Origin of the sequence: Blautia acetigignens (genome assembly GCF_025566865.1) — a bacterium.
Classification (GTDB): Bacteria; Bacillota; Clostridia; order Lachnospirales; family Lachnospiraceae; genus Blautia_A; species Blautia_A acetigignens.
In genome coordinates, this window is the sequence record NZ_JAOQJM010000008.1 from 139,826 (window position 1) to 162,458 (window position 22,633).

At 41.8% G+C, this 22,633-nt stretch carries 18 protein-coding genes and 2 pseudogenes; 4 read left to right on the forward strand and 16 right to left on the reverse strand.

The features are described from left to right. Positions 1–7: 7 nt before the first annotated feature. Positions 8–1,342 (forward strand): amidohydrolase, encoded by a 1,335-nt coding sequence (locus OCV70_RS11445; protein ID WP_173767688.1) that lies wholly within the window; start codon positions 8–10, stop codon positions 1,340–1,342. An 84-nt stretch (positions 1,343–1,426) separates the two neighbouring features. Here the strand turns inward: OCV70_RS11445 and OCV70_RS11450 are convergent, their stop codons facing one another. The 10 genes from OCV70_RS11450 to OCV70_RS11495 all read right to left on the reverse strand — a co-directional run bounded on the left by OCV70_RS11450 (position 1,427) and on the right by OCV70_RS11495 (position 12,062). Further along, positions 1,427–2,815, reverse strand: a complete 1,389-nt coding sequence (locus tag OCV70_RS11450) for a glycoside hydrolase family 32 protein (protein WP_173767686.1) — start codon at positions 2,813–2,815, stop codon at positions 1,427–1,429. A gap of 59 nt (positions 2,816–2,874) precedes the next feature. Then, a complete protein-coding gene (locus tag OCV70_RS11455; RefSeq protein ID WP_021924802.1) occupies positions 2,875–3,714 on the reverse strand; it encodes a carbohydrate ABC transporter permease in 840 nt (279 codons plus the stop codon). Continuing rightward, positions 3,711–4,595 carry a carbohydrate ABC transporter permease gene (locus OCV70_RS11460; RefSeq protein WP_021924801.1) on the reverse strand — a complete coding sequence of 295 codons (885 nt, stop codon included), beginning with the start codon at positions 4,593–4,595 and terminating at the stop codon, positions 3,711–3,713. The genes OCV70_RS11455 and OCV70_RS11460 overlap by 4 nt, the downstream gene beginning before the upstream one ends. A gap of 72 nt (positions 4,596–4,667) precedes the next feature. Next, complete coding sequence (locus tag OCV70_RS11465; protein WP_173767684.1) at positions 4,668–5,951, reverse strand: ABC transporter substrate-binding protein; 1,284 nt, start codon at positions 5,949–5,951, stop codon at positions 4,668–4,670. Between the two features lie 144 nt (positions 5,952–6,095). Then, positions 6,096–7,709: a response regulator transcription factor gene (locus OCV70_RS11470; protein WP_173767682.1), complete on the reverse strand. Its 1,614-nt coding sequence runs from the start codon at positions 7,707–7,709 to the stop codon at positions 6,096–6,098. Next, entirely contained in the window at positions 7,681–9,486 is a 1,806-nt protein-coding gene (locus OCV70_RS11475; protein WP_021924786.1) for a cache domain-containing sensor histidine kinase, read from the reverse strand. The genes OCV70_RS11470 and OCV70_RS11475 overlap by 29 nt, the downstream gene beginning before the upstream one ends. 70 nt (positions 9,487–9,556) lie before the next feature. Beyond that, positions 9,557–9,949, reverse strand: coding sequence for a VOC family protein (locus tag OCV70_RS11480; protein ID WP_021924785.1), 393 nt, complete (start codon positions 9,947–9,949; stop codon positions 9,557–9,559). Positions 9,950–10,044: 95 nt separating this feature from the next. Then, positions 10,045–10,620, reverse strand: a complete 576-nt coding sequence (locus OCV70_RS11485) for a hypothetical protein (protein WP_021924784.1) — start codon at positions 10,618–10,620, stop codon at positions 10,045–10,047. A 105-nt stretch (positions 10,621–10,725) separates the two neighbouring features. Next, a complete protein-coding gene (locus OCV70_RS11490; protein WP_021924783.1) occupies positions 10,726–11,262 on the reverse strand; it encodes a DUF3877 family protein in 537 nt (178 codons plus the stop codon). Beyond that, positions 11,259–12,062 carry a GNAT family N-acetyltransferase gene (locus tag OCV70_RS11495; protein WP_262579701.1) on the reverse strand — a complete coding sequence of 268 codons (804 nt, stop codon included), beginning with the start codon at positions 12,060–12,062 and terminating at the stop codon, positions 11,259–11,261. Before OCV70_RS11495 ends, OCV70_RS11490 begins: the two co-directional genes overlap by 4 nt. Positions 12,063–12,378: 316 nt before the next feature. On the opposite strand from OCV70_RS11495, the gene OCV70_RS11500 reads away from it, so the two are divergent. Together OCV70_RS11500 and OCV70_RS11505 are read left to right on the forward strand one after the other, a co-directional pair. Continuing rightward, positions 12,379–12,918, forward strand: coding sequence for a nitroreductase family protein (locus OCV70_RS11500; RefSeq protein ID WP_021924781.1), 540 nt, complete (start codon positions 12,379–12,381; stop codon positions 12,916–12,918). 97 nt (positions 12,919–13,015) lie between these two features. Then, complete coding sequence (locus OCV70_RS11505) at positions 13,016–14,137, forward strand: DUF362 domain-containing protein (protein WP_021924780.1); 1,122 nt, start codon at positions 13,016–13,018, stop codon at positions 14,135–14,137. Positions 14,138–14,188: 51 nt separating this feature from the next. Here the strand turns inward: OCV70_RS11505 and OCV70_RS11510 are convergent, their stop codons facing one another. The 4 genes from OCV70_RS11510 to OCV70_RS11525 all read right to left on the reverse strand — a co-directional run bounded on the left by OCV70_RS11510 (position 14,189) and on the right by OCV70_RS11525 (position 19,792). Then, on the reverse strand, positions 14,189–15,523 hold the full coding sequence (locus OCV70_RS11510) for an ATP-binding protein (RefSeq protein ID WP_021924779.1): 1,335 nt from the start codon (positions 15,521–15,523) through the stop codon (positions 14,189–14,191). 227 nt (positions 15,524–15,750) lie between these two features. Further along, a complete protein-coding gene (locus OCV70_RS11515) occupies positions 15,751–17,790 on the reverse strand; it encodes a beta-galactosidase (RefSeq protein WP_117849448.1) in 2,040 nt (679 codons plus the stop codon). Between the two features lie 167 nt (positions 17,791–17,957). Continuing rightward, positions 17,958–19,193: a glycoside hydrolase family 43 protein gene (locus OCV70_RS11520; protein WP_173767680.1), complete on the reverse strand. Its 1,236-nt coding sequence runs from the start codon at positions 19,191–19,193 to the stop codon at positions 17,958–17,960. Beyond that, positions 19,190–19,792 carry a hypothetical protein gene (locus OCV70_RS11525; RefSeq protein ID WP_173767678.1) on the reverse strand — a complete coding sequence of 201 codons (603 nt, stop codon included), beginning with the start codon at positions 19,790–19,792 and terminating at the stop codon, positions 19,190–19,192. The genes OCV70_RS11520 and OCV70_RS11525 overlap by 4 nt, the downstream gene beginning before the upstream one ends. 252 nt (positions 19,793–20,044) lie before the next feature. On the opposite strand from OCV70_RS11525, the gene OCV70_RS11530 reads away from it, so the two are divergent. Next, on the forward strand, positions 20,045–20,806 hold the full coding sequence (locus OCV70_RS11530) for a PIG-L family deacetylase (protein WP_173767676.1): 762 nt from the start codon (positions 20,045–20,047) through the stop codon (positions 20,804–20,806). A gap of 18 nt (positions 20,807–20,824) precedes the next feature. Here the strand turns inward: OCV70_RS11530 and OCV70_RS20200 are convergent. Then, a pseudogene (locus tag OCV70_RS20200) lies at positions 20,825–20,905 on the reverse strand (DUF6718 family protein); the annotation flags it as partial. A 166-nt stretch (positions 20,906–21,071) separates the two neighbouring features. Next, a pseudogene (locus tag OCV70_RS11535) lies at positions 21,072–22,633 on the reverse strand (hypothetical protein); the annotation flags it as partial.

A 22,633-nucleotide genomic window follows, 5' to 3' on the forward strand; every position in this document is an offset into this window, starting at 1 on the left:
GTAGCTTATGGAAAACTATGATATTTTAATCAAAAATTGTCAGGTTTTGAATCCTGATATGAGCGTTTCATCCACCTGTTCAGTAGGAATTAAAGACACCTGGATCAAGAAAATCGGTTCAGCAGATGAATTCGCTGATAGTGTTGCCACGGAAACACTTGATGGAAAAGGTAAGCTTGTTATGCCAGGTTTAATAGACGGTCATACCCATACCTGTCAGCAGCTGTTAAGAGGTCGTGTTGCTGATGAATATCCTATGGTTTGGACTCGTTTCCTGGTTCCCTTTGAAAGCAATCTTCTCCCGGAAGATTCTTACGTCAGCGGACAGTTAGCCTGTCTGGAAATGATCAAAAACGGAACTACTGCTTTTGCTGATTCCGGCGGTGTACATATGGAGCATGTGGCTGATGCAGTTATAGAATCCGGTATGAGAGCCGCAATAGCGAAATCCACAATGGATATGGGCAATGCTATTACAGGCGCAATGAAGGAAACTGCTTCTGAAGCTATAGACCATACAAAAGAGTTGTATAAGAACTATCAGGGAGCCGGCGACGGCCGTGTGGATATCTGGTTTGCTATTCGTCAGGTAATGACCTGCTCCAGAGATCTCATCACCATGGTAGGTGAATGTGCCAAAGAGCTTCATACAGGCATCCATGCACATTTATGTGAGCATAAAGATGAAGTGAGCTTTTGCCTACAAAATTATCAAAAACGTCCTGCTGAGTTTTTAGATGAAATGGGAATTTTGGGACCAAATCTTCTGACTGCACATAATGTTATGCTATCTGACCATGATATTACTCTGATGGCAGAACGAGGAGTAAAAATGATCCATTGCCCAAGAGCCAATCTGGCAAATCATGGCTTCCCGAAGGCTCCGCAGATTCTGGAAGCTGGTGCAAGTGTAGGTTTAGGTTGTGATGGAGCAGCTCCTTCTAACCTGGATATTTTCGATGAGATGAAGGTTCTGCGTTATGCTATGCTGGCTTATTGGGGACTTCCTTCTTTTAATCCGGTAGTTATGACCTGCCCGACTCTTTTGAAAATGGCTTCTCAGGGAGGAGCAAATGCTATCGGACATGGCGATATTCTGGGATCTGTAAAAGAAGGAAAGAAAGCTGATCTGATTCTTTTAAATATTGATCAGCCGCATATTACACCAACTCAGAATCTTGTAAATACTATTGTAGATGCTGCAAATGGACATGATGTAATCGATTCCATCATCAATGGAAAGCTTGTTATGAAAAATCGTGAGGTACTTACATTAGATGAAGAGCGAATTCGCTTTGAAGCTACACAGCATATGAATGAAATCATAAAGAGAGCTTATTAAAAAAAGCAAAAGACTGCTATACCAGAATTTATCAGAGCCTGGTGGAAGTTTTACTTCCACCAGGCTCTTTTCAGCTGCACTAAATTACTTCAATCCAGTAGTCACCTTGCAATTTGTAATCTTCATGCTTCCCTCAGAAGCAAACAGAGATAAGCTTTCTCCTGGTCTCTTGTATGCTCGTGCATTTAAAGCCACACCATCCACATAAATGGTAGCAATTGTGTCATCCACGATCATACGGATGTTGTATTTCTTTCCCGGAATCAGATCAATTGGTCTTTCCAGTCCGATATTCTGATTTGCGGGCCATGGCCAGTTCGGTTTCTTCTCAAATACATAACGGTTCTCTGTAACATTAAATACAAACTGATAAGATTCTGCTTTGTCCTCATCCTCATAAAATCTCACGCCAAATGTTCTTGTACCCTCAGAGAACTCCACATCTGCTTCAAATTTGAAAATGTCACCGGTATTTCTTCCAACAACTACTTCTGAGCTCTTGGTTGGTGTGTCGATAACGAAATCATCCTTCTTTTCCTCTTTGTCAAAAGCATTCCATACTGTTTCCGGAATTCTTACACCAAGAGTGCCATCCTCTTTCTGGTATACCTCATGTGCCATAAAGGTTCCTGCCCAGATAAAGTTTTCATCGTCATCGTCTTTGTCTTTTGTTGCAACCCAACCAAACAGGATTCTCTGTCCGTTCAGTTCAAAGGTACGTCCTGCATAATAAGCTCTGCCGTCGAATGCATCATCCTTTGGTGCGATCCATGGACCGTTCAAACTCTTGCTCATGCGGTAAACCATTTTGCTTCTGTCACTGTATTCTGTTACAATGTGATACCACCAGTCACCAATTTTAAACAGGTCTGGCATTTCATGCATGGTATAAAGGTCCGGTGCCCAGAAATCGCCTTCAAACTTCCAGTTTTTCAGATCCTTGGAAGTAAATTTAACAGTTCTACCGGTCTGTCTTGTTTTCGGTCCCTGCAGTCTTGCTCCAAGAATCAGTAAGTACTGATCATTTTCCTCATCACGGATCACCCACGGATCTCTCCAGTCATCCGGATCATAACCTTCCTGTGGGGTAAAGGTAAGAGCATCCTGAGTTTTGTGCCAGGTAACCAGATCATCACTATATGCATGCATCAGTACCTGAGACGGTTTTCCAAGTGCCGGATAATCACGGTTGTAGCCGGTATAGAAAATATGATACTGTCCCTCTGCTTCAAAAACACTTCCTGCGAAAATAAACTGATCCTGCTCTTCGTCGGTTCCTCTTGGAATTGCCACACCACAGTCTTCGTAGTGAACAAAATCCGAGGTTGTTGCTAAATCCCAGCCAAATGGCTCTCCAAATGGTCCCGGTTTTCTGGTATCTCTCTGATGATATAAATAAAATTTATCTCCATGTCCGAATGGCATGCAATCACCAAACCATGTTTCTGGAAACTGATAGTATAATTTCTGCATAATATATTCTCCTTTTCTTTACAGGCGTTCATATATCGCCATTTTTGTTTAATTTTTACTCATCCCTTCACAGCGCCTGCGGTCATACCTGCAAGCATCTTCTTGCTGCTGAAGAAATAGAAAATAAATACCGGGAGTACTGTAACTGTAATCGCAGCAAAGGTTGCGCCCCAGTCTGTCAGTCCCATGCTTCCCACGAAGTCATTCAGACCCAGTGTAATTGTTTTCATATCTGTGGATCTTGTAAATGTATAAGCATTAATATATTCATTCCAGCAGAAAACAGCCTGCATGGTAGCTACTGTAATGATGGAGTTCAAAGACATCGGAACTACCATTTTGAAAAAGCAGCCCATCGGAGAGCATCCGTCAATAATAGCAGCTTCCAGCATTTCCTCCGGGAAGAATTTATTGAAGGAGTAAAACAGCTGGATGGAATAGGATAATGAAAATGCAATCTGCGGTAAAATAATCGCCGGATATGTATTGATCAATCCCATTTTGTTAAAAATACTAAACAGTGGAATTAAGGCAACCTGCATAGGAAGCATTAATCCGAGCAGGAAATAGTTCAGGATTATTTTTCTTCCTCTGAACTTGATTTTGCTAAGTGCAAATCCAGCCATCAGTGCAAATAAAAGTAATGGAACTAATACACCGATCAAAACAATAATACTGTTCTTAAAATAAGTCAGCATATGGCTCTTTGTAAAAACATTAATAAAGTTTGTTAATATCCACTTAGATGGAAGCGCATATGCCGGAAGCTTTCTGAAGTCATCTAATGACTTAAAGCTGGAGGTAAATACATAAAAGAAGGGATACACCTGCATAATAACCAGGAATAACGCAATGACCCATTTAATAATGCTGGGAATGGAAACTTTTTTCTTTTTCATTCGTCTTCCCCCTCTCCTGAGAATTTACGGAATAATAATCCTACTACCATACAAATAATTACGATCATAATGGCTACGGCACTTCCGTATCCATATTTCATACTGCTGAAGGCCTGTTTGTACATATAGGTTGTCATAAGCTCTGATGCATTTCCAGGTCCGCCATGTGTCAGCAGGTATGAGAACTCAAAGGATCTTAAGGATCCATTTAATACCAGAAGACAGTTGGCAATGATAACCGGTTTGATGTATGGAATTTTCACATACAGATATTCCTGCCATACTGCTGCTCCGTCAATCAATGCTGCTTCACCAAGTTCATCCGGTACACCGATCAGTGCTGCATAGAAAATAACCATATACAGTCCCAGATATTTATAAGCCTCTACAAACGCTGTTACGTACAGTGAAATCTGCGGATTTGATATCCACTCCATGAACTTGAATGAAGGGTTTATGAAGGATAAAATCTGATTCACGATTCCAATTGGTGTTACAGAGAACAGTTTTGTAAAAATCTGGCAGATTGCAACTGATGAAATTACTACCGGAATATAATACAAAGTCTGTAAAGCAACTCTGCCTCTTTTGATTCGGGAAAGAAGGACTGCAAACAGTAAGCCTCCAAATACCTGAATTGCCACATTGATAATCGTATAAACAATTGTATGCCATACTGTAGAGCGGAACACGGTATCTTGTGTTAAAAGCTCCACATAATTCTTGAATCCTACAAATATTTTCTCGCCTACACCGCTCCAGTCAAAAAAGCTGTAATAACCTGCCCATACAATGGACACAATAACAAATGCAGTATAGATAAGGAATGCAGGAAAAAGAAACATAAAAATTACTGATTTCTTTCCAAATGCTTTCTGCATAAGACTCTCTCCTTTCTTTAAAAGAGACTGGCAAATTTTCCGCCAGTCTCATTCCTGCACACTTAAAATTCTTTATTTAATAAAAGAATCACAGGTTTCAATAAATTCGTCTGGTGTGGTGATTCCCTGTGCCAGCTTCTGCTGTTCATCAACAATTTTTGTCATTACATCAGAATCAAGCTTGTCATCCCAGGAAGTCCATGCTGTTTCTGCGTCCTCGAACATTGGCTGAGTGTCATAGTACAGCTGCGGAAGTCCTTCTGGAAGAGAATCCTCGTTAAATGGAGAGAATACATGTGCCTGATTGTAGCAAGCATCGGAGAAGTTCTCGCACATATAATCAAAGAATTCCTGCATTGTATCATCATATGTAGCTTTATTAAAGCCTTCTGCAAATCCCGCATGGATCGGTACATTGGTAGCCATATTATCCATACCTTCTGTATCCGGTACCGGGAAGAATCCGAGTTCTCCGTTATCATACATCTCTTCTGCCAGGCTGATCTGTCCTGAGCCGGTATAGAAGATTGCTCCTGTACCACCGAAGAACAGGTTGCATGCGGATGTAAAGTCTACACTTGCAAATCCAGGCTCAAAATATCCTTTTGTTCCAAGATCAGAAAGAAGATTTACTGCATATTTTGCAGACTCATTTTCACTAAAGGAATCTGTTCCTGCCTGATATCCCTGAATAAATTCAGGACCTGTTACTCTCCATGGAGAGAAGGAAAGGTATCTCATAAGCTGCCATGCATCGGAACCTCCTACAATTACCGGAATCTCACCTAAATCTGCTATTTTCTGGCAATCCTCTTCAAACTCTTCCCAGGTTGTTGGTGCATCTGTAATTCCTGCATCTTCAAAAATGTCTTTTCTGTACATAAAGTATTCACAGTACAGACCCTGTGGAAACAGGTACAGATTTCCATCATCTGCATCAGTAAGGAAATCGCGGATTGCTCCGTTCAGTTTATCTGCATATCCGTTTCTTTCCAGCTCTGCACCTACATCAACCAGTGCATCAATATCCTTGCAGGCTGCGGAAAGTGTTCCATTCGGGCATCCAAAGATGTCTGGAAGTGTATCACTGTTGATATACATCTGCAGCTTTGTGAAATAGTCCTGCATATCGTTTACAAGTTCAATTTCATAATCCAGGCCTTTCTCGTCACAGAAGTTTTTTAGAAGATAGTCAAAGGTCTGAAACTGCTCTGTTGATTCCGTTCCTTTTAACAGTGCAGTAATCTTGGTTCTCTCGCTGTCTGCTGAAGCTGTTAACGCTCCCATTCCTGTCATAAGACCAGCTGTCATAGCTGCTGTCAACGCCAGAGATACCATTTTTCTCATTTTTTTCATTTCATTTTCCTCCTTTTATTTTAGGTTTCCTCGCTTTTGATGATTTTATTTTACCTTCTGGTGCTTTTATAAACAATTGGAAATAAAAGTAAAAATGGGAGATTTGTACACAGTTTCCTTTTGTGCACAAATCTCCCATTGCTTTTAGATATGTTTACGGAACTCATTAGGGGTAATGCCGTATCGCTTTTTAAACACCTTAATGTAATATCCGAAATCCTTATATCCTACCATTTCTGCTATTTCATATTGCTTATAGCGATCATCTGCTATCAGCTTCTCCACATGCTTAAAACGCACATCTGTCAGATATTCCAGAAAGCTTTTTCCTGCATATTTCTTTAGAAGCCGACTGATATAGGTTCGGCTCACATGAAATTTTTCTGTAAGATCATCCATTGAAATATCCGTGGCATAATTTTTCTCAATATACGATAATATACTCTGAACCAGCTTCCGGTTCCGCTCATCTGATCCTTCTGTATTCTGCTTGATCAATGTTCCAAACAGATTAAACATACAATTCAGGACTTCTTCTGTAGTTTCACATTGGGAAATTCGTTTCACTCCATCCTGAAGTACAGAAAAATTCCAGTTTTTATTATGTATTTCACTGTCCACCGCACAGGTGTATGGAAACTTCATGCACCCAAACAGCAGATCCATCGCTGCAAATTTAACAGCTGCCCCATCCTCCGGTGCCTGGGCAAAAAGCTGGCGCAATTCCTCCTCCGCCTTTTCGAAGCTTTCCTGAAACAGTGTCATCATGAAATGCATTCTCTCGCCTTGTGTGATCACAAACTCCTTCTGTTCCTCGTATTGCAGGTCTTCATATTTCAGGATAATGTTCATTCCAAGATAAATGCACTGTCTGCAAGCCTTCTGAGCTTTGCGGTACTGGGCATTTGCCTGATATTCGTCTTCCGAAATATCACTGATTCCAAAATTCATGCGTGCATTCAAATACCGTTCCACTTCTTCCTGGATTTTCCCACAGGCCTGAAGTGCAAGATCCATACATTTCTGATTTTCTTCCTCTTTCGCAAACAAAAGTATGAAGTTATACTCAGCTGTAGCCGTATTATAATCACTCAACACCTGTATGTTGTAATTGTTGAAAATTTCCTCAAAAATATTAATACAGGCAAATTCTTCAATCCATTTGTCGCCTTCGTGAAGTTGTTTTTCCCCAACTACCTTTCTTCCAACACATACAATGTATTTTTCGATGGTCAGCTTAAGGGATTTCGCCTGCTCCTGCACCACTCCTTTTCCCTGAAGCCTTCCATAGAGAAGATTTCCTGCAAATTTAGACCTTAGCTCCGGTACAGACTGATTAAAATACTTCTGTAAATCCCGAACCTCCTGCTGTTCTTCTTTTTTTGCACGTATTTCTTCAGCAAGCCTGGCTGCCATATTTTTTAATTCATCGTAATCAATGGGCTTCAGCAGATATTCCTTCACACCAATACTGATTGCTTTTTGGGCATAGGCAAAGCTGTCATAGCCTGTCAGGATTACAATGACTGTATCTGGATACATCTCGTGAGCCCGCTCGGCAAAATCCAGACCATCCATTCCAGGCATCCGGACATCTGTAAGAATCAGATCTGGCTTTATATGTTCCAGCTTTTCCAGTCCCTCCAGACCATTTTTCGCAGTAGCAGCCACCTGATATCCATAATCAGACCAGGGAAAAGAGCATAAACCATCCAAAATAATATACTCATCATCCAATATCATTACCTGAAGTTCCATCTTTCATAATCTCCTTCGCTTTTTTCAGAGGAATTTCCAGCACAACCAGAGTTCCCTTTTCTTTTTCTGATGTGATCATCATTTTGGCTTTTCCGTGATATACATATTCCAGACGTTTTTGTACTGCATAAATACCCAGATTTGTATGTGTTCTTTCCGCCTTATGCTCCGGTTCTTCCTCCATTTTTAAAAGAGCTTCCAGCTTTTCTGCAGAAATTCCCACACCGTCATCTTTTACCTTAAATACTGCCATGTCATCCTGGATTTCTCCTGAAATATAGAGGAAACAATCCCAGGTGGCATTTTCGACTCCGTGAACAACTGCATTTTCAACCAGCGTCTGTATTACCATCTTAGGAATTTCCAGTTCATTCAGTTCCTCGTCTACCTCAATATACGAAGTAAATTTATCTCCGTATCTTGTTTCCTGAATAAAAAGATAGTCTTCAATATATTTCAGTTCTTCTTTCACACGTACCATGCTTCGTTTATTGCTAATGCTTGCCCTCATAAGGTTACTGATTGCAGTTACCATCCGGCAGATATTTTCTTCCCCCTTTTTTCTGGCCATCCAGTTAATTGTATCCAGCACGTTATAAAGGAAATGGGGATTGATCTGTGCCTGTAATGCCTGAAATTCAATATCTTTATTTACCATTTCCATCTCTACAATCTGCTTCAGCAGCTTCTCAACCTTCTCAATGGTCTGGTTAAAAACCAAATTCATGGCTCCGATTTCATCTGCTCTTCCTTCCGGAAGGCGCACTGAGAAATCTCCTTTTGCAAATTTTTTCATAGCATTACTTGTTTTTTCAATAGGTCTTGTAATTCCGCGTGCCATAATATTAGCCAGAAGAATGCACAGAAGAATACTGATTCCTATCAACATCACAGTGGTTTTTTCCAGTTCCCGGGCCGTTTTCTGCAAAAAGCTGGTTGGAATCATCCCGACAACTGTAAGTCCGGTTTCTGAGCTTGTCTGGTAAACAAGGTTGTAAGCTTTCCCATCCAGATCAAGCCAAAGATTTCCGGAATTTCCATTAATCTGATCCACCCATTTCTGATCCTTCAGATCCATATTTTCCCCGGCACTTTCCAGCAGAATATTGTTATCCTGATCCAGTAAAAATATATGAGCCGACAAGGATTCCTGCGCCGTCAGTGTCATTTTCTTTAAATAACTGATTTTGATAGAAACCCGCAAAACTCCAAGAGGCTCCATAGTCAATACATCTTTTATCTGTTTTGCCATATAGATCAGATTTTCGTCCACTGCATTATAGTAAACACAGCGTCCGTTGGCATTTTCTGCCATTGCGCAGGAAATTTCGGAGCTTTCTTCGTTAATCCCTCTGTCATTGGAAAGAAGATGGTTGGCACCGTTATAGCCGTACAGCTGAATATCATTTATATATATGCTTGTATAGCCCTGCAAAAGCAGTCTTCTGATCTGGCCGGCCCTTGAATAATAAGAATAAAGCTCGGACCCATCGGATTTATATGGTTTATCAGATTCCAGTTCTTCCTGTACAATACTGCTGTTTGCGATATATTCAAATGAATTTTCCACCATATCAAAATAATGATCAAGGTTAACAGACAGCTCATTGATCACTCCTGCTGACTGTTTCACCGTCTGCTCTGTTACAGTTTCTGATGCAGACATAAACTGGAAAAAGCTGGCTGCCAAAAGCACAACCAGCGTAATGCTAAGTGTACAATACAGATATTTTCTCTGAATTGAAAGATTCAGATACCATTTTTTTAACTGTTTCATTTTTCATCCACCCTATAAAAGCCGGTACATTGTTTCAGGCAATGTACCGGCTTCCTGTTGTAAATATCCTTTATAAGTACTGACTGAATTCAACCTTCTCTTTATTTGGTCCTTCAATAGTGAAAAACTTTACTCCCTTTTCCCAGAACGGTAAAAAATGAATACTGTCCTGTGTGGTATTCAAGCCAGCCTCGTTAATGTACTGATAAATCTCTTCTATGTCCTTAACATCAAGTGCAACATGATCAATTGCTCCTGCACGAAGAGCTGCTGTGTGATTCTCATAAGTTTCCACAACCAGAGTTCCAAGCTTCAGGAATACAACCTTCTCGTCTGCTTCTTTATTAACTGTTTCAAAAGCAGTTTCAAAGCCCAGTTTATGATAAAATTCTACGGTTTTATCAATATCGTTTGTTGGAATTCCGATATGCTGGACACCTGTTGAATAGTTTTTCAAATCCATCTTCCATTTCCCCTTTGTATAAATTTTTTTCGAAAAGCTTTTTTACAATATACGCACAAGTTTTCTTATTTGTCAAGATTATAAATTCAGCTCATTTATTTCTTCCCATTCATAATCCTGCAAAATATCACTGCTGCCAGCGTACTCATTCCGGTGGCAAAAATGGCAGGTCCTACGATCGCAGCGGGATTCGGACTGCCATACTGAGCGCGATAAGCGATCATATTGATGGGTAATAATTGAAGGGAGGAAACATTGATAATCAGAAATGTACACATGGATTTACTGGCAATTGTGCTGTAGCCATTTAGTCTGTCCAATTCCTGAAATGCCAGCAAGCCCGAACTGGTACTTGCGTGGCTCAACCCAAGAAAATTAGAAAGAAAATTCAATGAAATATAATAATTGGCTTTCTCCTGATTCTTTAATTCCGGAAAGAGGAATCGAAGAAGCGGCTGGATTCTCCTTGCCAGCTTTTCCACCAGCCCCGTCTGCTCTGCGATTTTCATAATACCGGTCCAAAAGGCTGTGATTCCTGCAATTGCAATCACCAGATTCACGGCTTCCTTTGCCGAATTAATTATCGCTTCCGTTACCCCATCCAGGGTTCCTGCAAATGCTCCGTAAATCACCCCAAGCAAAAGCATTCCGCCCCAAAGATAATTCATCATAAAAAAATCCCTCACACAAACATATTTTATAATATGTTTATGTGAGGAAGACTTTTCTATGCATTTGGACATGTAATTGTGAAAATACGCAGGAAATCTGCTCTGTCAGAATCCGAACTCCTCATAATCCTCCGGCAGAAATCTGTGATAAATAAAGTGAAAGCCTTCGTCCTTAAAGCAATAATAATACATATCGTCCTCTTTATCCACAAATCGGATATAAAAGTCAAACTCCCCGTTATTCATATCCTGATACTCTGTTTTTTCCCAATAAGACGCAAACAGATTAAGCAGCTTCTCCTTCGTACAATCGTGCTGCTGAACCAGCTCGATAAGGACCTTGATAAACTCATTCTCTTTCATATTCTCATGTACATACACACTGCCTGGTTCCGGAATATAAAAGCAAAAGCGGTCACCTCTGTGGGTAGTGGTCACCTGCCCCAGCTTCTGTACCAGCGCTTCCGGCATATGTGATAATCTGGCAGCCATTTCATCTGCGTTGTCCTTGGCAGAAAAGAAATGATTCAGGGAAGACAGAGGATAATATAAATGAATTTTCTCCTCTTTAAATCCAAGCTTGGCCTGTTCTTCCTTTATTACATCTATTAAACTGTTTTCCAGCTTTTCAAATCCCGTCATAATTTCTCCTTTTTCACTTTATAAACCACATACTCGTGGCTGAAATGATAACCCAGCTTCTCTGCCAGCCCAACAGACATTTTATTGGCTGCATCCCAGTTTGGATAAAGCCCTCGCTTATCACACTCTAGCAGAAGCCGTGCGGCTCCAATATAAGCCAGTCCTTTTCTGCGGTAATCTTCCCTGGTTACCACTTCAATTTCAATCCCACCATGATAACCCAGATTTTCGTTAATTCGCCTTCCATAACCGGAATAGGAAGAAATTCCGGCTACTATCTCACCATTTTTTAAAATTACTACGCCAAGACCAAATTTCTCATATTTGCTGTAATTTTCATAATTCGCAGCCAGATCTTTACTCCAGGAGGTCATCCTGCAAGCCTCAAAAAGCTCTTTGTCGATCAGTTTCATTTCGTATTCCGCAGACAAGCTGTTTGCCGCCTTTTGAAGCTTGACAAGATCAAAAATCCCTGGTTCTTTTTTAATTGCATAGCGAATAGCTTTCTCAGCTTTCTCTCCATAGCAGTTCTCGATCATTTGTGCCCAGTCATTGTTTTGCGGCACCAGAATCAGCTCTGTGCATTCACCTTTTTCCAACACTCCAAAAATGACTTCCGATTTTGTTCTTCCACTCAGGAAACAAAAATCTCCAAGCATAACAGCACCGCTCTCCGGCTTTTTTAGAGAATCCACATATATTTTTCCCATTACGCCCTGCACCGCTGACCAGATTACACTATCCTGCCAGCCTGCAAAGAGGGCACTGGCTCTGCCTGTTTCTTTTAATTCACAAATCATGCTATACTCCTTACGTGAATCACGCTCTGCCCCTTGCCCTCCTTGCTTAATTTGGTTAAGCAATGCCTACGGTTCTATATACTTATCAGGGGAGAAGTTGTATCCGTTCTTATATCTCACAGTTAAATAGAAGGTCTCTTTTCCATCTGTAACCTTTACAAAGCAAATCTTATTATCATCAAATTTGTCAGTAATGTCAATACTCTGGTTATGAAAATAACCCCATACTTTTCATAATTACTTTTTCAATTGACTGATTGATTTTTCTTCTTAATAATGCCATAATAATAAAAAATTTGATTGAGGAGGTTTTCTCATGGAATTTCAGACACTTATTGAGAACAGAAGATCTGTGCGTAAATACAGTCCTAATACGGATATTACCAAAGAACAGATCCAGCAGCTTATAAAGGCAGCCTTGGAAGCCCCATCATGGAAAAATACTGAAACAGGGCGTTATTATTGTGTTTTATCAGAGGATATGAAGCAGAAGCTTCGTAAGGAATGTCTGTGTTACGCTAATAACGATATAAAAACTGAGCATGCCGCTTTGATCGTCACTACCTTTGTACATAACCGCGCCGGCTTCCAGAAGGACGGCACACCTGATAATGAAATCGGTAATGGCTGGGGCTGCTATGATCTTGGTCTTCAGAATGAAAACCTGATCCTGAAGGCTGCAGAGCTTGGTCTTTCCACCCTGATCATGGGCCTTCGCAATGCAGATAAGATTCGCGAAATGCTCTCCATCCCGGAAGCTGAGACTATTGTCGCTGTTATTGCAGTAGGAAAAGCAGATGAAGAGCCAAGTCGGCCGAAGCGCAGAGAGCTTGAGGATGTTCTGAAAATTTTTTAAAGCCTATTAAAAAATCTGGTAGCATCAAAACAGCTTAACCTTAAAGCAATTACAAGAATATTATGAAGATAAATAAAAATCAGAAATGAGGTACATTATGGAAAAATCAACTGTTTATTTCACTGATTTCCGCTGCAAGGTTGGCACAAGCCAGCTGGACAAGCTGAAAAAATTGTGTATCGCAGCCGGAATCAAAAATATCGACATGGATGGTAAATTTGTTGCCATCAAAATGCATTTCGGAGAACTTGGAAACCTTGCTTTCCTGCGCCCCAATTATGCAAAGGTAGTAGCAGATCTTTGTAAAGAGCTTGGAGGAATGCCATTCCTTACAGACTGTAACACCCTCTATCCGGGAAGCCGTAAGAACGCCCTGGAGCACATGGACTGTGCTAATCTGAATGGGTTCAATACTGTTACCACAGGCTGTCAGATCATTATCGGTGATGGACTTCGAGGAACTGATGATGTGGAGGTTCCTGTAGAAAATGCAGAATATTGTCCTACTGCAAAAATCGGCCGTGCTGTTATGGACGCTGATGTATTCATCAGTCTTACCCATTTCAAGGGACATGAGACAACCGGTTTTGGCGGCGCAATTAAGAACATCGGAATGGGCTGCGGAAGCCGTGCGGGAAAAATGGCTCAGCACGCCAGCGGTAAGCCAGTCATCAATGAAGAGCTGTGCCGTGGCTGTAAACGCTGTGCCAAGGAATGCGGAAGTGACGCAATTACATATCCTGAGAAAAAAGCTGTTATCGATTATGATAAATGTAAGGGCTGTGGTCGCTGCATCGGTGCCTGCAGCTTTGATGCCATCCACAATCCACACAGCAATTCCAATGAGCTCCTTTGCCGCAAGATGACAGAGTATGCACAGGCAGTCTGTCACGGACGTCCATGCTTCCATATTGCCCTGGTTCAGGACATCAGCCCGAACTGTGACTGCCACGTTGAAAACGATGCTCCGATCCTTCCGGATATCGGAATGTTCGCAAGCTTTGATCCCATTGCCCTTGACCAGGCCTGTGTAGACGCATGTCTTGCAGCTGAGCCAATCCGCAACAGTCAGCTTGGTGACAACCTTGCAAAACCGGAATGGCATTGCCACCACAATCACTTTATGGATTCTAATCCGAATGTTGAGTGGGAAGCAACTCTGGATCATGGACAGAAAATTGGACTTGGTTCAAGAAATTATGAACTGAAGAGGATTTAAACTTTAATAAGGGGTACCGCATTACTTTAAGCAATGCGGTACCCCTTATATTTAACCTCTTTTTGCCAGATATCTTTTAATCAAAAATGAGCAAAAATATGGAAATGTATAAATTCCATTTTCTATGCCCACATTACTGTCAGCCAGTTTTATTCCCCACTTAATATCACTGTAGTTTTCATTGTCAATCAACTTTCTTAGAGATTTTGAACGATTATTATTTGCCTTTACTTCAACTGGAACCAGTTCGTCTTTCGTTCTGACAAAAAAGTCTTCTTCTAAAGTTGCATTTTCTTTTTTGTAATAATATAGTCCTAAACCCTGTTTCAGAAATGCCTCTGCAACAAAGTTTTCATATAAAGCACCTTTGTAAACACCCATATTTTTATTTGCCCGTAAGTCCTCTTGGGCTTCCTCGTCCAAAGACGCAATCAGCAGTCCTGTATCCGGATAGTACAGCTTAAATTTCAATTCATCATAATTTCCCTTTAACGGTAATTCTGGATAATCCAGACAATAGCACACAGAAACAACTCCCGCATCCTTCAGCCAATCAATACAGCCCGAATACTCTCTGCTTCTTGCATTTTTCTCAATTTTACTTAACTGAAATTTTTTGTTCTCTTTTGCCAGCTGTACCGGAACACTTCTGTATACACTGGCAATTTTCGTTTGGTCTAATCCTTCTGCATATTTTCTAATATCCTCTTCATAATCTAGTTGAATTTGACGTTGAATTTCCAATGTATCGGAAAAGGTGTTCGTTTCTATATATTGCCTGATAACTGCGGGCATCCCCCCAAGCACGCAATATTCAAGAAACAGTTTTTTATAAACAGACAATTCCGTTTCAGAGAATACCTTCCCAGAACACATATGTTCCAGAATTTGTTCGATGTGTAAATCTGAGTAGCCTTTTGCCCAGAGAAATTCCTCAAAATCCATAGAGAACATTTCATAATCTGTTTTATATCCCACACTGTTACTGTGAATTTTTTTATAATTAATTCCCAGCAAAGAGCCGCTGCAGATTACATCAAATCTTCCATCCATCTTAAAAGACTTCAAAGAAGTGGAAATATCAGGAAATTCCTGCAATTCATCAAACACAATCAGAGTTTTTCCTGCAATAAATTTTTTAGAAGGATCAATGAGGGATATATTTTTTATAATATTTTCCACACTATATCCGTCACTTAATATAGTTTTATACTGCCCCTCCAGCACAAAATTTATAGAAACCACATTCTCATAATTCTCATCTGCAAAGTGAATAATAGATTCTGTCTTTCCAATCTGTCTTGCACCTTTAATAATTAGCGGAAGTCTGTTTTCTTTCTCCTTCCACTGCCTTAAGTAACTGTCTACCTTTCTTTTAAAATACATAACCTCACCCCTTCAAAAAGTCAATCACGTTTTTTGAGCTTTTATTCGCAGTTTTATCACGTTTTTCATTACTATTTTAGCACAAAAATCACGTTTTATGTATATTAAATTATTTAGGCCTTTATCCGCTTTCCTATCAGCCACAAGCAGACTAGAGTGTGTTTGAAAAAAAATTCCGGCAAACAATGTCCTTCCACCGTTTGCCGGAACTTTTTTAAGATTTCTTTTTATGCTTCTTCCACAATTTTCACGCCCCACGCTGGCATTTGAAGGGCAGCCCCCTTTTCTACGGATGTATTTTCCAACAGTTCTTCGCCGTTCTTATATTCATAGGGCATTTCCAGCTCCACAGCACAATAATTCAGGAAATAACGAATAGTTTTACCCAGATCGTTGGTACCTTTTCGCACAATGATTGGGTAATGATACTTTGGGATTTCCACACCGGCTTCCGGAAGCACGGCTTTATAAACAGCCTTCAGTGTATCTTCATCTGTCATGCAGCCGATGTATACGGCCTGGCCTTTTCCGTAGTGGTTTCGGGTGATAGCGGCGTAATCTTTCCAATTATAGTGCTCGTAAGATGCCAGCACTTCTGCTCCCTCCGAAACCAGAAGCTCCATAAATACATTCGCAGCTGGGTGTGCATTGCCTTTCTGATCTGTTTTTTTCGGAATAATTTCCCCTGTTAAGCCCACATTTTTCGGGAAAGTGAACTGATCGTAATGGACTCCGAAGCAGTTGCTCAGAATATGCGGCTGTACCTCATGGCTTACCTTCACATTTTCGTTTGCAAAAGCACTCTTGAAGGACGCAATCAAAGTTCCTCCATTTTCCACGTACTGATTCAGTCGGTTCAGCAATTCGTCCGGTGCCGCATAAAGGGCAGGTACCACAATTGCCTTGTACTGATCCAGATTCTCAGATTCCGGCCATATAAAATCACATTCCACATTCATTCGATACAAAGTGTCGTACATCCAGCGCATTACATCATTGTAGCCGATTCCACCGTTTCCGGCTGCCCCCGGTGCCTGGTTTTGGATACCAAACCATTTCAATGCAGTAAGTGCTTCATTGCTCACAAGCACTGCCACATCATTTTTCTTTTTCAGATTTACCAGATGCTCTCCAAGACGGGCAAACTCATTTCCAATTATGCAGGCTTCCCGGTAAGTCGCATTTTCCTGGAAATCATGACTGAGAAGCCCCTTCCAGTAAGTTTCGCAGGCATTATGAATAGAATGCCAATGCCAGTACATCACGCAGTTTGCGCCAGATGCCAGGTGGCTGTACGCCTGCAGACGCAGCTGACCTTTATAGGGGGTCCAGCCTGGAAATCCCTGTGCTTCCGTTTCAAGCACCAGGTAATTGTCCTGCTTCAGGGAGCGGATCAGATCTCCGCCAAATGCAATCTCTGTTCCTGTAAGGTTATCCTGTGTAGGATGATAAATATCGGTTCCTGCAATCGTCAGGCATCTGGAAGCATGGAGATGATTAACATCTGGCTGCACTCCATAAGAAAATCCACGCCACTCAAAATCAAGATTATGTGTAATAAACTGATCCTCTCTTTTGTATTCATTCACAATATCTGCCTGCCAGCTAAGGAACCTGTCAACCAAGGTTCTCTGGAATTTTTCAAATTCTGCGCCAAGGCTTCCATTGATCGTACCACGTACATCCGGGAAATCTTCCCAGGCATTGATCCGATTGCTCCAATAGTCAAGGCCGAATTCATAATTTAAAGCATCCAGATCATCATGAAATTTTTCGCGAAGATACTTTACAAACTGCTCCTGCACATTTTTCCCTGCTGTTCCGTAATACTTGGTTTCATTATCCACCTGAAAACCAATAACACATTTTCTGTGAGCAGTGCGTTTCATCAGTTCACGAATCACCCGTTCTGCATAAAAAAGATACACCGGATGGGTAATGTCCATGATCTGACGGGCACCGTAAATGCCTCTTCCTCTTACTGTTTCAGCCAGCACCTCCGGATGCGCCTTCACCATCCAGGTAGGAACTGCGTAGGTAGGCGTACCAATGATCACATTGATTCCTGCAGCTTCCATGGCGTCCATTACTCTTTCTACGTGGGAGAAATCAAATATGCCTGGCTGCGGTTCACAGGTGCTCCATGTAGACTCCGCAATTCGAACGGTGTTGATCCCTGCTTTTTTCATCATTTCCACATCTTTGTCCAGGCGGTCATATGGCATATATTCGTCGTAGTATGCTGCTCCGTAAAGAAGTTCTTTCATGTTCATCCTCCATCTTTCCATCGTTTGCTATTATTGATTGTAACAAATTTGGGTTCCTGTTTATATCATATATTTCAGCAATTTATCATTTTTCTCATATATAATTTCTGTTCATTGGCCGCATGCCGCAAGATATTCTTTATGAACAAAATCTGTTCTTCGAACCTTTATTGGAGTATAAATTCTGATTCCCACTGAATTTCTACCTTATTGCCGTTGAAAGCAAGAGGCAGCCAGATGTATCTGGAATCTGCCAGATCCGTGCTGTTCCAGCGGTCTCCGAAGTAAATCCACTGACCGGATTTCGTCTGGAAAACGCAGGTGCTCTGGGTGTCAAAGGTAATGTCTCCATCTTTTCCCAGGCAAGGGTTTCCGTCGTTTTTCCATTCGCCGAAAATCTCATCTGCGGACCAGACCCGCGCCTGGTTGGACATCCATCCTGTGGTGCTGGAGGACATAAAGTAGTACCGCCCGTTGTCTCCCTTGAAAAGAACTGGAGCTTCCCGCATGGAGCCTGGGAAAAGGCGGATGAAATCTTCCTTGTAAACTGCCTCCTCCGGGTCTGCGGACAGGTATGTGTATTCCTCATTCAGCTTGGAAATGTACATGGTTTTGTTGTTTTCGCTGGTGTAGACAATGTAAGCGATTCCGTCATCATCCTTGAAAAGGTTCATGTCTCGAGCTTCGCCTTTGGATGAGGGGAAACAGTCGATCTGGCCTTTTGGACACTGACTGAGACGGTATCTTCCAAGGAAACGAAAAGGACCTGCGAGGGAGTCGCTGATGGCTACGCCTGCCATTCCTACGTCATATTTGTAGGAATTTTTCTCAGTGCTGTCATCGCTGTGAAACCAGATTACGTATTTGTCGGTTTTCTCGTTGTACAGCATTTTCGGGCGCTCGATTACGGTATTTTTGTTGATGCAGTTATAGACTTCGTCCAGTTCTTCCTGGCTGTAATCCTGGTAAAGTTCCTGGAAATAGGAATCTTCCTCCAGCTGTTTCCGGGATTCCACTGCCCGAAGGACATCGCCCTGGAATTCCCAGTGGTACAGGTCATCGGATGTGTAGACTGCCACATCGTTGCCGAAATGGCCGGAGGACTTATCCTCGCCTACCCATACGTATTTCTCTGTTTTTCCGCCGTTGCCGTCTGGCACTGACATGAGCTGGATCTGGCCGCCGTGGGCCTGGATGGAATTACCGTCTGTGTCAAGCCAGGCGGCACCAGGGAGAATTGTGTCTTTCCCATCCACTGGCATTTGTAATTCTTCATTTACATACAACTGCGCACTCCCCTTCCCCAAACCGGAAAACAGGTCTGCGATGTCATAGAGTCCGCAGCCGCTTAAAGTTAAAGACGCTGTTATACAAACAGCTAATAGACCACCTATTTTTTTCAAAATATACCTCCCAATGCTGGCAGAACAGGCAATGCAGCTATCAAAACCAGCCCCAGACAGAACAATATTTTTCTTATAAGACTGTCGTTATTTTCTTTCAGCCGTGCTATTGTTAGAATCAAAAGCCCAATTCCATAAGGCATCAACGCCACACTATTGATTCCGCAAAATACAGCCAACAGTGCTGCTGCCAGTGAAACCAGCAATTCCAGAGCTTTTCCCCACACTGCTTCCTGAATTCCTCTGGTTTTCCACATCCATCCCAGCCAAATCCCACACAGCACTACGCTTCCAACTGCTGCCGCACGCATACAGCCGTTCATCCAGTCATCGCCTGTGGCATAAATAATTACCGCAGGGAACGCCCAGAACATTCCGAATATGTATAATATCCTGCTTAACAAACCAATCAGCTTCTGTTCTCTGCTGCCAAACCTTTTCCCTGCCTGCGCCATATCCAATATTTCCCCGAGAATGCAAAGTCCCATCCCCGCAACCACATACATCATGGTAAAAGACGGACTAAACACCATCCCCCGATACGCCGTCGCGAAGCAGACAATAAAACCAATTATAAATGCAAGATTCGTTTTTCTCATATTCTGCTACCTCAAAAATTGTACTTTCTTAAGTATAACAGTCTTTCTTCGGAAAAACTATCTTAATCTTTTTGAAATGGCTGGAGCACTTCAAACATCGCCTTGTAACTTATGGGGAATATAGTATAATTGAGATAGTTATTTGAAATATAATGAAATCTGATTTCGTTTATATAAATGTTATGATATAGATGCCAAAAGGTCTTTTTACACTGATATCATACTAATAAAAGCAGAAATGGAGTACCTTACATGAACAATCATTTTTCCGCCAGTTCCAACGCTGGCAGAATTCTTTCCTGGCTAGCGCGGCACTGGAAACGGCTGCTGGCTGCAATTGTGATACTGGCTGCGATTGCCTTTGCCGGACATGAATTTTATCTTTTTTATCCTTATCTGAATCTGCCCCATGTAACAACTGCCGACCTGGATGCCCTTGATCTGGACGGGTACGACAAGGTGATGTTTGTGGCGCACCCGGACGATGATCTGCTCTGGGGCGGACGGCATTTGATTGAGGATGATTATCTGGTAGTGTGCATGACCCGGGGAAATGATCCTGTGCGAAGCGCAGAGTTTAAATCCGTGATGGAAGCCACTGGAGACAAATACCTGATTCTCTCCTACCCGGACAAAATCGGAAAAGATCGCAGCAGCTGGAACTTCTGCAAAAAGGATATGGAAGCAGATATTGCCACCGTCTTGAACTACAAAAACTGGGAACAGGTTGCCACTCACAACGCAAACGGCGAATACGGTCATCACCACCACCAGATGATGCACCAGCTTGTAGAAGAAGCCTATAAAGAGACGGACTGCAATGCCGATTTTTATTCTTTTGGAAAATATTATGTAAACGACAAGATCCCCTACGACCTTGAAGAAATGCCCAAAGACCTCTACATCCAAAAACGCAAACTAGCCAAACTCTACGCTAGCCAGCGGACTACTGTAAGAAAGATGTATCATATGCTGCCGTATGAATACTGGCAGGAGACAACCATAGAAAAATAAGGGATAGCATAATATTTGCTATCCCTCCACTGCCATTTTTTGAACCAAATCCTCAAATTCCTTTTCACTCTCTATAAATGTATATGGAGCATACTCTCCATAAGCTGTAGGTCAGCTAATTGTCACCAATTGAATTCCTTTCGTGGCTACCTGTTGATTCATTATGGCACACTTAGAGAGTAAACTCAATCTGAAAAAGTTTAAATTAATACATAGCAATAGGCGGGTGGCTCGTCTGGGAGCACCCGCCCGGTGGGGAAATTACCTATCTGGTTTTCTTTTTGGATTTCTGCAGTGCTACTATGATTCCTTCGGCTGAGAGGAACAGGAGCAGCATCCAGATTGCCACGTTGCTTTCGTCTCCAGTTTTTGGAGCTTTTGTTTCAGGAGAAGCTGTAGGCGTAGGTGTAACAGTGGCAGCTGTAGATGCAGTGGTTGCAGAAGGTGCGGTGGTTGCAGAAGGTGCGGTGGTCGGTGTAACGGAAGGTGTCTCTGTGATGGAGGGCTCTGCCGTAGCTTCTTCAATGGTAAATTCTGTAGCTGCGGAACCACTTGCTGAATCAATGCTTAACGTGTGTGTTCCTACTGACAGGGTTGACAGGAATTCTGGATGCAGGGTTATAATCGTGCTTCCTTCTGCTTTGTCATAATTCTTTTCATCGACAACCACATCATCAATTGTTACACTAATAAATTCTGCAAATGGTGCACTTGATCTGAAGGAAAGTGTTTTTCCTGAGTTCATCTGCCATTTTCCATTATGTCCTTCTAATATTTCCGGGACCTCGGATTTTATGGTTCGTTCATATCCGCAGATTTCGCAGACAGTATCAGTTTCGTTGACATAAACATGATCTGCTTCTTCTGTTTTTTCCTGGCACACAGCACACTCTTTCCAGTGTTTTTCAGCATCGGATAACCATTCGTTTCCTTCTTCATGACCTTTTGCTGGAATCTGAATATCATCAAGGCTGGCAATTTCATCTGTTCCAGCTTCATCTGAGAAGAGTTTTCCGCAAGTTTGACACTTCCAGTACTCTTCATATCCGGTTTCTGTACAGCTAGCTGCCTTCTTCTCGACCTTTTCCAGATTATGGCCTGTTGCTTTGATCTCTATCGGATTGCTAATTTCCGCTGTTCCGATTTCATCTGAGAAAAATTTCTCACAGGTCTGGCACTTCCAATAGCCTTCATGGCCGGATTCGGTACAGTTTGCAACTTTCTTCTCGACCTTTTCCAAATCATGTCCAGTAGCTTCTGCTGTCTTTACATTCTCTTTTGTCTGACCTTCAAACACATCATTTTTAAATGTTACATGGAACATCGTTAACTCCGGTAATATACAGTTCTTTTCCTGTACTACTGTAACTGTTGCATCTGCTGTCTCCATTTCCACATCATCGCAAGCGGTACATTTTCTTTCTGCGTTACACTTCAAGTTGTCAGCACTCCATATGTATGCTGGTTCTTCATATTTGTGTCCAGTAGCTTTGATCTCTTTCGGCTGGTTGATTCCGGTCTTTCCGCCTTCATCTGAGAAAAGTCTCTGGCAAGTTTCGTTCTGACACTTCCAATAAGCTTCATAGCCTGATTCGGTACAGCTTGCTTCTTTCTTCTCTACTTTTTTTAAGCTATGTCCCGTTTTGGAGATTACCTTCGGCTCGCTTATTCTTGTATTTCCTTCCTCATCTGAGAAAAATCTATGGCATTTACTGCACTGCCAGTACTCTTCGTGACCGTCTTCAGTACATCCTGCCTCTTTTCTCTCGCTCTTGACTAAATCATGGCCTTCCGACGGCAGGGTCACTGGAGCGTTTATCTGTTTAG

What these genes read in the sequence shown, in the direction of transcription:
- OCV70_RS11445 (WP_173767688.1), top strand. Translation starts at nt 8, where the DNA reads ATGGAAAACTATGATATTTTAATCAAAAATTGTCAGGTTTTGAATCCT.
- OCV70_RS11450 (WP_173767686.1), bottom strand. Translation starts at nt 2,815, where the DNA reads ATGCAGAAATTATACTATCAGTTTCCAGAAACATGGTTTGGTGATTGC.
- OCV70_RS11455 (WP_021924802.1), bottom strand. Translation starts at nt 3,714, where the DNA reads ATGAAAAAGAAAAAAGTTTCCATTCCCAGCATTATTAAATGGGTCATT.
- OCV70_RS11460 (WP_021924801.1), bottom strand. Translation starts at nt 4,595, where the DNA reads ATGCAGAAAGCATTTGGAAAGAAATCAGTAATTTTTATGTTTCTTTTT.
- OCV70_RS11465 (WP_173767684.1), bottom strand. Translation starts at nt 5,951, where the DNA reads ATGAAAAAAATGAGAAAAATGGTATCTCTGGCGTTGACAGCAGCTATG.
- OCV70_RS11470 (WP_173767682.1), bottom strand. Translation starts at nt 7,709, where the DNA reads ATGGAACTTCAGGTAATGATATTGGATGATGAGTATATTATTTTGGAT.
- OCV70_RS11475 (WP_021924786.1), bottom strand. Translation starts at nt 9,486, where the DNA reads ATGAAACAGTTAAAAAAATGGTATCTGAATCTTTCAATTCAGAGAAAA.
- OCV70_RS11480 (WP_021924785.1), bottom strand. Translation starts at nt 9,949, where the DNA reads ATGGATTTGAAAAACTATTCAACAGGTGTCCAGCATATCGGAATTCCA.
- OCV70_RS11485 (WP_021924784.1), bottom strand. Translation starts at nt 10,620, where the DNA reads ATGATGAATTATCTTTGGGGCGGAATGCTTTTGCTTGGGGTGATTTAC.
- OCV70_RS11490 (WP_021924783.1), bottom strand. Translation starts at nt 11,262, where the DNA reads ATGACGGGATTTGAAAAGCTGGAAAACAGTTTAATAGATGTAATAAAG.
- OCV70_RS11495 (WP_262579701.1), bottom strand. Translation starts at nt 12,062, where the DNA reads ATGATTTGTGAATTAAAAGAAACAGGCAGAGCCAGTGCCCTCTTTGCA.
- OCV70_RS11500 (WP_021924781.1), top strand. Translation starts at nt 12,379, where the DNA reads ATGGAATTTCAGACACTTATTGAGAACAGAAGATCTGTGCGTAAATAC.
- OCV70_RS11505 (WP_021924780.1), top strand. Translation starts at nt 13,016, where the DNA reads ATGGAAAAATCAACTGTTTATTTCACTGATTTCCGCTGCAAGGTTGGC.
- OCV70_RS11510 (WP_021924779.1), bottom strand. Translation starts at nt 15,523, where the DNA reads ATGTATTTTAAAAGAAAGGTAGACAGTTACTTAAGGCAGTGGAAGGAG.
- OCV70_RS11515 (WP_117849448.1), bottom strand. Translation starts at nt 17,790, where the DNA reads ATGAAAGAACTTCTTTACGGAGCAGCATACTACGACGAATATATGCCA.
- OCV70_RS11525 (WP_173767678.1), bottom strand. Translation starts at nt 19,792, where the DNA reads ATGAGAAAAACGAATCTTGCATTTATAATTGGTTTTATTGTCTGCTTC.
- OCV70_RS11530 (WP_173767676.1), top strand. Translation starts at nt 20,045, where the DNA reads ATGAACAATCATTTTTCCGCCAGTTCCAACGCTGGCAGAATTCTTTCC.